Source organism: Chryseobacterium sp. IT-36CA2 (genome assembly GCF_949767875.1).
Lineage (GTDB): Bacteria > Bacteroidota > Bacteroidia > Flavobacteriales > Weeksellaceae > Chryseobacterium.
Genome location: NZ_CATKPG010000020.1, coordinates 649,240 through 661,541 on the forward strand (window position 1 = coordinate 649,240; position 12,302 = coordinate 661,541).

The 12,302-nt window shown below is 34.1% G+C and carries 14 protein-coding genes and 1 tRNA gene; 10 read left to right on the forward strand and 5 right to left on the reverse strand.

Annotation, left to right across the window (positions count from 1 at the left end; translation table 11 throughout):
- Window positions 1-52: 52 nt before the first annotated feature.
- On the reverse strand, window positions 53-1,930 hold the full coding sequence (locus ACM6F9_RS10335; protein WP_414845631.1) for a M56 family metallopeptidase: 1,878 nt from the start codon (window positions 1,928-1,930) through the stop codon (window positions 53-55).
- Window positions 1,931-1,935: 5 nt separating this feature from the next.
- A complete protein-coding gene (locus ACM6F9_RS10340) occupies window positions 1,936-2,301 on the reverse strand; it encodes a BlaI/MecI/CopY family transcriptional regulator (RefSeq protein WP_414845632.1) in 366 nt (121 codons plus the stop codon).
- A gap of 420 nt (window positions 2,302-2,721) precedes the next feature.
- Between ACM6F9_RS10340 and ACM6F9_RS10345 the strand changes: the two genes are divergently transcribed.
- The 8 genes from ACM6F9_RS10345 to ACM6F9_RS10380 all read left to right on the forward strand — a co-directional run bounded on the left by ACM6F9_RS10345 (window position 2,722) and on the right by ACM6F9_RS10380 (window position 9,328).
- Complete coding sequence (locus ACM6F9_RS10345; protein WP_414845633.1) at window positions 2,722-3,678, forward strand: heme-binding domain-containing protein; 957 nt, start codon at window positions 2,722-2,724, stop codon at window positions 3,676-3,678.
- A gap of 3 nt (window positions 3,679-3,681) precedes the next feature.
- On the forward strand, window positions 3,682-4,155 hold the full coding sequence (locus ACM6F9_RS10350) for a hypothetical protein (RefSeq protein WP_414845634.1): 474 nt from the start codon (window positions 3,682-3,684) through the stop codon (window positions 4,153-4,155).
- Window positions 4,156-4,209: 54 nt separating this feature from the next.
- Window positions 4,210-5,103: a hypothetical protein gene (locus tag ACM6F9_RS10355; protein WP_414845635.1), complete on the forward strand. Its 894-nt coding sequence runs from the start codon at window positions 4,210-4,212 to the stop codon at window positions 5,101-5,103.
- A gap of 224 nt (window positions 5,104-5,327) precedes the next feature.
- Window positions 5,328-6,260, forward strand: coding sequence for a sensor histidine kinase (locus ACM6F9_RS10360; protein ID WP_414845636.1), 933 nt, complete (start codon window positions 5,328-5,330; stop codon window positions 6,258-6,260).
- Entirely contained in the window at window positions 6,235-7,002 is a 768-nt protein-coding gene (locus ACM6F9_RS10365) for a LytR/AlgR family response regulator transcription factor (protein ID WP_414845637.1), read from the forward strand. The genes ACM6F9_RS10360 and ACM6F9_RS10365 overlap by 26 nt, the downstream gene beginning before the upstream one ends.
- Window positions 7,003-7,152: 150 nt before the next feature.
- Window positions 7,153-7,824: a Crp/Fnr family transcriptional regulator gene (locus ACM6F9_RS10370; protein ID WP_414845638.1), complete on the forward strand. Its 672-nt coding sequence runs from the start codon at window positions 7,153-7,155 to the stop codon at window positions 7,822-7,824.
- Window positions 7,825-7,859: 35 nt separating this feature from the next.
- Window positions 7,860-8,426: a glutathione peroxidase gene (locus ACM6F9_RS10375; RefSeq protein WP_414845639.1), complete on the forward strand. Its 567-nt coding sequence runs from the start codon at window positions 7,860-7,862 to the stop codon at window positions 8,424-8,426.
- A gap of 320 nt (window positions 8,427-8,746) precedes the next feature.
- Window positions 8,747-9,328: a hypothetical protein gene (locus ACM6F9_RS10380; RefSeq protein WP_414845640.1), complete on the forward strand. Its 582-nt coding sequence runs from the start codon at window positions 8,747-8,749 to the stop codon at window positions 9,326-9,328.
- 350 nt (window positions 9,329-9,678) lie between these two features.
- Here the strand turns inward: ACM6F9_RS10380 and ACM6F9_RS10385 are convergent, their stop codons facing one another.
- Entirely contained in the window at window positions 9,679-10,125 is a 447-nt protein-coding gene (locus tag ACM6F9_RS10385) for a GNAT family N-acetyltransferase (protein WP_414845641.1), read from the reverse strand.
- A gap of 182 nt (window positions 10,126-10,307) precedes the next feature.
- Between ACM6F9_RS10385 and ACM6F9_RS10390 the strand changes: the two genes are divergently transcribed.
- Together ACM6F9_RS10390 and ACM6F9_RS10395 are read left to right on the forward strand one after the other, a co-directional pair.
- Complete coding sequence (locus ACM6F9_RS10390; RefSeq protein ID WP_414845642.1) at window positions 10,308-11,021, forward strand: 2OG-Fe(II) oxygenase; 714 nt, start codon at window positions 10,308-10,310, stop codon at window positions 11,019-11,021.
- Between the two features lie 33 nt (window positions 11,022-11,054).
- A complete protein-coding gene (locus ACM6F9_RS10395) occupies window positions 11,055-11,291 on the forward strand; it encodes an Ada metal-binding domain-containing protein (RefSeq protein WP_414845643.1) in 237 nt (78 codons plus the stop codon).
- A 167-nt stretch (window positions 11,292-11,458) separates the two neighbouring features.
- Here ACM6F9_RS10395 and ACM6F9_RS10400 read toward each other — a convergent pair.
- Both ACM6F9_RS10400 and ACM6F9_RS10405 read right to left on the reverse strand, forming a co-directional pair.
- Window positions 11,459-11,531, reverse strand: a tRNA-Met gene (locus ACM6F9_RS10400).
- Between the two features lie 334 nt (window positions 11,532-11,865).
- Window positions 11,866-12,300, reverse strand: coding sequence for a hypothetical protein (locus ACM6F9_RS10405; RefSeq protein WP_414845644.1), 435 nt, complete (start codon window positions 12,298-12,300; stop codon window positions 11,866-11,868).
- Window positions 12,301-12,302 lie beyond the last annotated feature (2 nt).

Sequence of the window (12,302 nt, forward strand, 5' to 3'; positions counted from 1 at the left end):
ATCGTATTAAAAAGGCTTTGCCAAACTGATATTGACAAAGCCTGATGGAACTTTATTTCTTTGTCTCGATTCTTACTTCTCCTTGTTTAGAATCTCCTTTTTTCTGAGTGTTGACATTGACTCTCGAGATATTCTTTGTATCTAATGAGTTCACATCATCCTGAGAAACTTCTCTTCCGTCAATATAATATTTATACTTTACGTCATCAGTACCGGATATTTTAAACTTCTTTACCCCATTCATTGCGATGTTTCCGTCGCTATCTTTTTTGATAAAATCTGCATTCATTACAATAACACCAGGTGAGCCGCTACTCACTTTAATAAAGGTACCGTCTCTGAAGCTGGCTGATCTTTTTTCGGCTTCCGCACGGGCTTTTTCAACGTCTCTTCGGATTCTATCTCCGTCAATCCTGATTCTTTCTCCTTCTACTCTTATTCTTTCTCCTTCAGCTCTGGCTCTGTCACCTTCCATTCGTGCCTTGTCTCCTTCTACTCTGGCTTTGGTTGCTTCGGCCATTGCTTTTTTAGCTTCTGCCATTGCTTTACTTATTTCTTCCTTCTCTTTAGCACTTAAATCTTTATAATTAACAATTTTGTTTGTTTTAAAATAGGTTATTCTCGGTTCTTTTGGCGCTTTAGGAGGAAGTGGCAGGTTTTCTATTTTTGCAGCGGCTCTTTCCGCTTTTTTTGCTGCTCTTTCTATTTTACGGAGATCTTTTTTACTAAGAGGTTCCATATTTTCGAGCTCCTTCATCTGATTTTTCCATTCCGCAGAATTGAAATACTGATCAACTTCAACTTTTGAAGCTACCTCTCCTATCTCTGATGCCAGATTGCTTATTTCTTCTATTTTATCACTGAAGAGATCACTTTCAGGATCCAAACCTTCCAGTTCTTTCTCTTTTTCTTTTATTTTCTTTTCAAGGCCTGCAATTTTTGTATGGTCTTCAGGCGATACGGTTTTCAGTTCTGCAATTTTTTCCTGACCAGATTTTTCAGGTCTTATCGTATCTTTCTTGATTTCTGAAACTACTTTTTTTATAGAAAAATTTGTTTCTTCAATTTCTCTGTTTTTAGCATTTACCAGATAAGCAAAAGCTATAGAGAATACTACCGGCAATGCAAAAATTCTTCGCGCATATCCGAATTTGGTTTTTGGTTTTTGTAACATCTTAAGTCTTTTTTTAAGGTTTGAGCTTAGAAACGGACTGGTAACAGGCAACTGTGTTCCGGAAAAGTGGCTTGCTAAAAGCATCTGCGCAAATGCTTTGGTGTCCGATTGTTTTACGGCTTTTTTATCAGCCAGATATTCATGGATTAAATTAATTTCTCTTTTAATGAGATGAAAGAACGGATTGAACCAGAAAATAGAAGTAATAATCTCGATAAAGATTTTATCAAAGGAATGTTTCTGTTCAATATGTACCATTTCATGCTTTAAAATCTGTTTTCCAATATCAGAATGCAAGGTGATTGTATTCTTCCAGAACAGGTTTTTAAAGTAAGAAAATGGAGCTTCGGTAAGGTCTGTACGGTAAAAGTTGATCCCGTCAAAACTTTCTTTCTGAAATTGGTTTTTAAACTGCTGGATTTTGAAAATCCCATACAGCAGCTTTCCTAAAAAATAGAAAGAAACCAGTCCCAGAGCTGAAAAAATAATGTTAAAATAAAGGTTACCATTGTCTATGTTTTTTTCTGTGTTAAAATTCTGAATCTTGTCAAGAAGCATATACATATCATTATTTACTTCTATCGTAAAATCGTCTACCCTGATGAGTGGCAACAAAAGTGATATCACAATTGCACCCAGCAGATAAAATCTGTTATAATGATGGAATGTCTTGTCTTTTAAAGACAACTGATAGTACAAAAACGTTACACCCGAACATAAAATAGTTTTTCCAAAGTATAAAAGTATTGCTTCCATAGGTCTTAGTCTTTCTTTTTGAGTTCATCTAATAACATCTCAAGGTCTTCTACTGTCATCTCATTTTTTTCTACCAGAAATGAAACGGCGCTTTTGTAAGAACCTTTAAAATAGTTTTTCACAAGGCTCTTCATCGTCTTCCCGGAGTACTGTTCTTTTGAAACCAAAGGAAAATACTCATGCTGTCTTCCATGTACATCATAATCTACAAACTCTTTATCCTTCAATACTTTTAAAATGGTAGAAACAGTATTGGTATGCGGTTTAGGTTCCGGAAAAAGATCAAGCACATCCTTTAGGAAGCCTTTTTCTAATTTCCATAAATACTGCATTACCTGTTCTTCTGCTTTGGTTAGAGTCTGAATTTTCATATTCTGTTCATTTATTAATTATAGTGATATACAATCATCACATTCTATATCACTAATAAATTAGTTATACAAATGTAGAAATAAAAACGAATCAAACAACTATTTTTTTAGTGATAAACTATTTAAAAGTATAAATAATTGAATATCAATGAAATAAAAATAGTTAAAATTTATTAAATTTTTAATGAATGGAATTATTGGGTGTTTATTTTATAGAAAAGCATTCGATAGAATTATTATTTTACACTAAAAAGTTCCAATTGCTCAAAGATCTTAAACACTATTAATCGTTACCCTGATAAAAGAAAAAAAATTCATAATCACAATTGTCAGATTCAAAGTAAAATTTGTCCGATTGATCAAATTTTCAGAAAAACATATATCAAAAAGTTCTGAAATTTGAACAAAAAACAAAGAGATATGAATCGTTTTTTGAAAAAATTAAAGACAAAAAATATCCTGGTTCTTGTGCTTGCAGTTTTTATTGGAATTCAGTTTTACAGACCTGAAATTGTACAAAAGCCAATAACCGCTGAGATTCATGTTCCTAGCGATGTAAGAGCGATACTGCAACGATCCTGTTTTGACTGCCATTCTAATCAGACAGATCTGAAATGGTTTGATCAGATTGCTCCGGCTTACTGGCTGGTAGCAGATCATATAAAAAAAGGAAAAGAGGGACTGAACTTTTCTGAATGGGATAAGCTGGCTCCTCCTGCACAAAATGCGAAACTTTGGGAAGCTTTTAATCAGATTAATCTGAAGGCGATGCCTCTAAAAAGCTACGAATTACTACATCCTGAAGCTAAGCTTTCTGAAAATGATATTCGTATCCTGAAAAATTATGTGACTTCTCTTGCCCCTAAACAAAAACCGGATACAGCAAAGGTTTCTGCTTATAACAAACAACTTAAGCAAGTTAATACAACTTATACAAAAACATCCAAACCATCATTTCCCACTGCGCTGAACGGAATCAGTTATATTCCGGATTATAAAAACTGGAAGCCGATAAGTTCTACAGAGAGGTTTGACAATGGTACAATGCGTATCATATTCGGGAATGATATTGCTGTAAAGGCGGCAAAAGAACATAAAACCAACCCATGGCCAGACGGAACCATATTCGCAAAAGTAGCGTGGGAACAGATTATAGACAGTGAGGGCAATGTTACTACCGGGGCTTTTAAACAGGTGGAATATATGATTAAGGATTCTAAAAAGTTCGCCTCTACAAAAGGATGGGGATGGGCAAGATTTTTATCTCCTAAACTTGAACCCTATGGGAAGACAGCAGACTTTGCCAACGAATGCATCAGCTGCCACCGCCCGATGAAAGACAACGATTTCGTATTTACCTCTCCTATTAACCATTAAGCTATGAAGAATCTGATTGTTTATTTAATAATGTGTGTATTGGTTGTGAGCTGCGGTTCCAAAAAGCAATACGAACCTGTGAATGAAAATGCTTCCCTTCCTGAAAGTTTTGATTTTAATGCCATGAACTTAAAGGTGGTAACCTCCTCAATCAATCATAAAAAACAGACCATGATGACGTTGTACGGTACTGATTCTGCGATTGATGATTTGAAGGATGATGCTGAAAAAATAAAAGGTAAAGAAAGAATATTGGCACTTATTACCTGGTCACAGAAGGAAGATCCTTATTGGTACGGAGCCAAAATCCCAAATAATCTGCTTTCTGTAGAAATCATTAAAAGCCAACAACCATTCTCAGAAAACTCACAAATTCTGTATCAAAAATATGAAGGAAAAGACCTTAAGAAAGTTAATGCAGAGGGTGTAGACAGAATCCATACAATTCTGAGTATGAAACCTTCAATAATGCCTTAGTAAAGGATTTTTAAATCAAAACATTAAAAAATACTATTCATTAAACTATTAAAAATGGAAAAATTCACATTCAGTTCAAACCTGGTAACAGGATGCATTTCGGCAGCATTACTGCTTTTCACCTCTGTTTCATGTTCAAAGGATAATCAGGACGAGTCATCTGATCCTGCCGTTAAAGAAGTGCAATTAAGAAATGATGCAAACCTTGGAAGTGTCCTAACGGATAAAGAAGGGCATACTCTTTATTATTTTGCGAACGATCCTACTGCAGCAAACAATTGTACCGGAGGATGCGAACCGGTATGGCCCATATTCAATGTGGATAATCTTTCTGCAGAAAAACTGGGATCAGGATTAGAACTTTCTGATTTCACTACGATAACAACAGGTTCAGGGAAAAAGCAGGTTACTTACAAAGGAAGGCCTCTTTATTACTATGCACCATTAGTAAACGGAACTAATGTAAAAGAAGATGCAGGAAAAACCGGCGGGGAAAATGTTGGAGGTGTATGGTTTGTGGCAAAACCTGATTATACGATTATGCTAACCAATGCACAGCTTGTAGGACATGACGGAAAAAACTATACCTCTACTTATACAGAAGGCACAGGAAAAACATTGTATTTTACTGATGCTAAAGGAGTAACCCTGTACACTTTCAAGAATGACAAACAAAATAAGAACAATTTTACAGCTTCTGACTTCTCAAATAATGGAGTATGGCCAATTTATGAAACAGATAAAATTGTAGTTCCTTCCGGATTGGATAAGACACTTTTCGGGTCTATTACGGTATTCGGGAGAAAACAGCTTACTTATAAAGGATGGCCACTTTACCGTTTTGGTCAGGATAATATGGTGATGGGATCTAATAAAGGGGTTTCATTTCCTACTCCAGGCGGTGTTTGGCCTGTACCTGTGAAAAATATGGCAGCAGCTATGCCTTAATTTTGTGTTTTTATAGAAATCTCAACGCTAAATAGCGGTCGTGCTGCCGTGCCGTTATTTAGCTTTTGTATCTTTGTGACTGCTTAACTGCCTGATTTTTATTTATGATCTATGCAAAATATATAAACACCAACGGGAGAAAGGTATTCAGGATTGATCCGAGAATCATTCTCTTTAGCGCTCTTTTTATGGGGATTCTGGCTTCAGTGCCAAAAATACTCCGTATGCATATTACATTGGGAGAGCTCACCATAGATTTTTCTATCTCCTTTTTATTCTCGCTGTTTGTATGGTATTTTAATATTTACAGTCTGCCGAAGTTTTCTATTCAGAATATATCTACCAGATTTTTCAATAAAAAACTGGTGATCAGCTTATCAATAGGTGTGGTAGTGATGGCAGCCATAGTGCTTATTCATCATATCATATTTCCGAAATACGGATTTAATACCATGGTACTGATGTATGAATTCCGGGGAGTACTGATCAATCTGACAATTTATATGTTCTTGTATCTTTTGTATCAGACTTATAATTCTCAGCAGATTAAATTTGAGCTGGAACAGATCAGAACAGATAATCTCAATGCTCAGTATGAACTGCTGAAACAGCAGATTAATCCTCATTTTTTATTCAATAGTCTCAATACACTGAAGTCTATGATTGACATAAAAGATGAAAATTCCGGGGATTTTGTAGTGAGACTTGCAGATTTCTACCGTTTTACTTTAGACAACAGAAAAATGGATCTCATTCCCTTAAAAAAGGAACTTGCCATATTGGATGCCTATGTTTTTCTTTTGACCTCAAGATTTGAAGATGGTATAGAGTTCAAAATAGATATTCCGGAAGAGATCTTAAATTCTTCTATTCCTCCGTTTACGCTGCAACTGTTGTGTGAAAACTGTATCAAGCACAATATTGTATCACTGGCCAATCCATTAATCATAAAATTATACAGTGATAGCGAATATATTGTTATTGAAAACAATTTTCAACCTAAGAATATTCCACAGGAATCTGCCGGAATAGGAATTGAAAATATCAGAGAACGTTATAAGCACTTTGCTGAAAAGGAACTGACGATACTCCAGAATGATCATAATTTCACAGTCAAATTACCCATAGTAGATGAAAGTTTTAGTAATAGAAGATGAGATAAAAACCGCAAAGGCATTGGGGCGGATGATCATTGCTGTACAGCCGGAAGCTACCATAGTACAGTATATTGAAAGTGTTGCTATGGCTGTTGAATATCTTTCAGGCACTGAGATTCCGGATGTGATATTCATGGATATTCAGCTGGCAGATGGAAACTGTTTTGAGATATTCAATCAGGTCAGAATAAAAGTACCCGTCATTTTCTGTACAGCCTTTGATGAATATGCTATTGAAGCCTTTAAAAGTAACGGAGTAGATTATATTTTAAAACCTTTTGAGAAAAAAGATATTCAGTCGGCTTTTGAAAAAATCAACAACCTTAAAAACTTCTTTCAGAATTCCCCCTCTCCCGACCGGAAACTGGAAGATATTCTGAATAACCTGACAACCGGAAGAGGAAAAACCAATTTTTTGGTCTTTTCCAACAATAAATATAATAATATCCATATCGAAAAGATTGCCTGCTTTTACAGCCAGTTCGGAAGTACGGTACTGGTGACTTTCGATCAGAAAGAATATTCGATTCCCCAATCATTGGATGAGATAGGACAGCTTGTTTCAGGAGCTCAGTTCTTCAGGATCAACAGACAATATCTGATCAACTTCACGGCAATTGTCGAAGTGGAACATTATTTCTCACGCAAACTTCTTGTCAGCATGAAAATTACAACTCCGGAAAAACCATTGGTTACCAAAGACAAGGCTTCCCGATTCCTTCAGTGGCTTGAAGAACGGTAAAATAATCAATTAAAAATAACACATACAAAATAAATAAATCTCTGATTAACATTGGAGAAAGCTACTATTTTGCCCAATCAGAAGTAATTTTTAAAAAGCATAAATAGAAAATAGAACTCAACGACTACCGAAAATAAAGGACAATTGAATATGGATCAAAAAAATAATATTGCAGACGGATTTATTAGCCGTAAATTTGGTTTTCTTGGGGAGAACTTTCTTGAAGAGATAAGAACTCACGGGATCCATGAAAAAATAGAGACCCGAAAGGAAATTATACGCGAAGGTGACCGTGTCAAACATGTTTTGTTTTTAATAAAAGGCGCTATTAAAGTCTACTCTCTGAATGATGGCCGTGAACTTGTATATTATTATATTGGCGATGAAGAAAACTGTCTGATGACCTTTTCTTCAATTTTTAATAATAACATCAGTAAGGTATATGCCATGACGGAAGAAGATTCCGAGGTACTTTTGGTTCCGCTGACAGCTATGAGTAGATGGTTGACAGCATTTCCCGCTATTAATACAATATTTTTTCATGAATATGAAAGACGGTTTTCAGCGGTAATGGATATGATCAACGAAGCGATGTTCCATCATCTGGATACCAGAGTTGTAAATTATATTAAACGAAAAGTAATTTTGGCAGGAAATCAGCCTGTAAAAATCAAGCACAAAGAAATAGCAGGAAGTCTGGGCACTTCAAGGGAAGTAGTCAGCAGAGTCCTGAAAAAAATAGAAAATGAAGGGAAAATCTTTAAAGATGAAGAAGGGAAAATAGTATTAGCAGATCAAATGCTTATTCCATTAAATAAATAATTCAACATATAAATTAATAGTAAAATCTTTTTTAAATGAAAAAAATACTTTTTATCGGAATGGTGCTTATAGGAATCATAAGCCTTTCATCATTTATTAAATCAGATGATTCTACAGGTCCAAAACCTGCAAAATCAATTTATGATTTTAAGATTGAATCCATAGACGGCGGAAAAATTGATTTTTCTGATTACAAAGGGAAATACATTCTTATTGTAAACACAGCATCCAAGTGCGGATATACTCCTCAATACAAAGGATTGGAGCAGCTTTACAAAGAGTATGGTGACAAACTGGTTGTTGTAGGTTTCCCATCTGATAATTTTGCAGATCAGGAATTTCATGACAATGTGGAAATCAAATCTTTTTGTGAAAAAAATTATGGAGTAACCTTTCCTCTTACCACTTCAGTGGATGTAAAAGGGGCAAAAATCACTCCGGTATTTGATTATCTTACCCATAAGTCTCAAAATGGAGTAATGGATGCGAAAATAAGCTGGAATTTCAACAAGTTTCTGATCAGCCCGGAAGGAAAATTACTGGAATATTTTGATTCTAAAGTAGTTCCTGAAAGTGAAAAAATCACTCATTATTTTAAATAAATAATTCTTAAAAAACACTACTATCATGATCATAGTAGTGTTTTTTTATTTATATGCCCTCATCCTTACTATTATTCTTAAACCATAATCACCAAAGCAGAGAATAATATTCCACAAGAAAAAGCAAATCAGACCGATACATTGAGTTTTATTAACATTTTTAAATTACAAAAATCACCTCAATAAAGACTCTAAACGCATCATTTATACAACAATGAATACGATACATTATAAATTTGTTAAAATTTATTAAATAAATATTAAAATGTATTTGTTTTAACCGGAAAATTATATTTATTTTAGTGCTTTAAAAATTTCTCATGAAAAGATATAATTTATTGATTGTACTATTACTGCTTATTTTCAATGTTACTACAGCACAAAAGAAGGGTTCTCCTGCTGCCGATCTTAGCATATTAAAAGATACGAAATCAAAAATAGAAGCTACCGTTCCATTGGTAATTCAACATCTTCAGACGATTGCAACTAAAGAAGGAGATAACAATATTGTCAACAACGGAAAAATAGCGGTAGGTAAACAATACGGCATTTTAGAATCTGAATGGTATTTATACCGAAATAATATGAAAAACTGTATCCTGAACAATTCTTCCAAAAAAGCTAAAAAATGTATGGAATACCATAACAACATGTTCAGAGGTACAATGATCAACTACAACAATTATATTACCAATCTTACAAGAAAAAATGGATATCTGGGTGTTGAAGGAGATACAAAATTCGAATTTAAACCTGCTGATATCGCTGCAAAACTAGGTGAAGCTTATCTGAATGCAAACGAAGCTGCTGGAAGAATGAAGGCTGATCAGAAAAGAGACTTTTTAGGACAAACAATGTCTGATGATAACAAGCTTACTGCTTACGCTCAACTGGCACAATAATATTTAAATCATATTAAAAAATAAAAAAGAGAACTGCAATTGCGGTTCTCTTTTTATTTAAAAGCAAAAAATCTCCGCCGGAAAAAGCAGTTTTGTGGTACTAATCATAAAACCCTTGGGGAAAAAGTAGAAAATTAGGCGGAGATTTTTTTGCATACACTCTACAGATCAACTGTCCTACCCATGATCTGTAAGAGCTTTACAAAAATAGAACTATCCCCTTCTGCTGGCTGAAAATCCCTGTAGAATTAAACGTTCAGAATTGTAGAACTAATACTACTTTTTAAGAAAAAAGCTGAAAGTATATTACTTTATACTTCCAGCTTCCAACCTAAAATCTTCTGTCACTTTTATTTCCACCAATGGTAATAATTATGAAGTCCATCATATTCAAATCCACAGCGTGGATATAATACATTTCCAATATCATTCGTTTTTTCTGTTTCCAGCATCAGTCCGCATGCTCCTGTTTCTTCACACCATTGTTTGCTACGGTCAATCAATGCTACAGAAAGTCCTTTTCCTCTATAATCAGGATGAACAAACAGGTCACTTAGCAGCCATTGTTTTTGTAATTTTGTATAGTGAAAGAGCTTATAAAGTTGTACAAAGCCAACTGCTTTGCCATCAGCCACTGCAAGAAAAATATCCGATTCACTGTTTAAAAACCGTTCTTTGAGAAAAGCCTTTCCTTTTTCAATATCTGATTCCTGTCTGTAAAAAATACGGTAAAGATTGAATAATTCTGCCGTTTCATTAAGATCCTCAAGACTTGCTTTTTTAATGCTGTAATTCATAGTTATGTATTTTAATTAACAGGGCAAAAATAGCCTTAAACAGGACTGGTTTTATATTCCAGATTAGGATTATACAGGTAGTCCAATAGTTTTAATTCTTAATCATTAGAAGATAAATACCACATGTTTCGGATTTTATCATAATAAACATCTTCAGAATTTTGCAGTATTAAATCAAGACAATGAAAGATATCATCCAAAAAATAGAAAATACAGATTGGCAGCACCTTACGGAAACAATGCATAAAAACGGATATGCTGTAATTTCTAATCTGTTATCAGATAATGAATGTGAACAATTAAAATCCGACTACGACCATTCCGCTCTTTTCCGAAAAACAGTTGTCATGGCCAGACATCGTTTTGGATTGGGTGAATATAAATATTTTAATTATCCGCTTCCTGAAATCATTCAGACCATACGAGCCAATATCTATCCACATCTGGCTTCTATAGCCAATTCATGGTTCAACGCTTTACATATCGACACTCAGTTTCCATTGAATCATCAGGAGTTTCTACAGCAATGCCATCTCAACGGTCAGCAGAAAGCAACTGTTTTGATTCTGAAATATAAAGAAGGAGGTTTTAATACTTTGCATCAGGATTTGTACGGTGATGTGTACTTTCCTATCCAGATTGTATTAATGCTTAGTGAGCCTGATCATGATTTTACAGGAGGAGAATTTGTCCTTACCCAGCAGATTCCAAGAGCACAGTCAAAGGCCATTGTTTTAAAGCCTAAAAAAGGAGATGTTCTTATTTTTACAACGCAGTTTAAACCTGAAAAAGGAACTAAAGGATATTACAGAGTGAATATGAAACATGGAATAAGTGAAGTAAAAGAAGGCAGCCGCTATGCCTTAGGAATTATCTTCCATGATGCAATAAGTTAGTTATGTATCAACAACCGTAAATTATATATTACAATGATTCAGCATTCTCAAATATCAAGTGAAAATCTAAAGTGCAAAATTCACAGCAAAGAAATTCATTTTGGAGGAAATAAAAAATTAAAGATCTACGGATTGCTCAGTTGCCGCTCAGGGAAAAGAATGAAAAAGGAAAACAGAGTTTTCTTCACAGATGAAAAAGAAGCACTGGAAAATAAATTCCGGCCTTGTGGACATTGTATGAGGGAAGCTTATAAAAAGTGGAAGAAATGAATATTTATATTCATTAAGCGCAAAGATTCAATAATTGATGTTAAATTCTTAAGGGAACAAAGATGGAATCAACTTCATTGATTCCAAAGCTAATCTACACCTTGTTCGGAATGACTGGCTTATAAATGAAAAAAGAGAAGCAATAGTATTGCTTCTCTTTCGTTTAGTAGCGGGAACCGGACTCGAACCGATGACCTTCGGGTTATGAGCCCGACGAGCTACCTACTGCTCCATCCCGCGATATTGTGGTGCAAATATAGAGCTTTTTTCATAAACATAAAAACATTCGTTCTATATTCATTTTGTGTTTACCTTAGTCTTCGGAGAATCAGTAAGAAAAAAAATATTTTTATCTCAATTGGTAAAATGTAGGCCTCTGCAAATTTTTTTAGAAAATCAGATCCGACAGTTAAAAAAACTCATTGTTATGAATAGGAATGTAAAAACGTTATTATGGAAAAAAAGACTGATCTACAACTGACAAATCTAGTTTTTATGAAGATTAGGCAAAAATGACCAAGAATTGTATAATATTAATATAGAAAGATAATACAAAAGATATTCTTTAGAATTATTATTTTTGATTTTGTCGCCAATGAATAAATTTACTTGTTGATTGGGGATCGCTTTTAAACCACAAATCCATGTCTTTTAAAAGCTCTGCGTTTTCTTTTGACATGATCACACTATTTTTAGAAAGTTGATTTTTATATTCTTTTATTGAATTTTCCTTTGTCTCTTCTAGTTTGGAGAAAACAAAAAAGAAAACCATAAAACTAATAATAAGCATTGCAAAAGATGAGCCCCATAAATAAAGGCTTAGTTTTGGGATTTTAATTTGGGAATTAAGTCTATTAATATTTTCTTCAGTTTTTTCTTTATAGAATGAATTTATGTAGCTCAAATCAGGTTCAATCTTTAACGTTTTAAGTTCAACAATTTTATACTCAAGTTCAGATATTGCTTGATCTAATTCCTTTATTATTTTATCTGCTGATTCTTGATTCATTT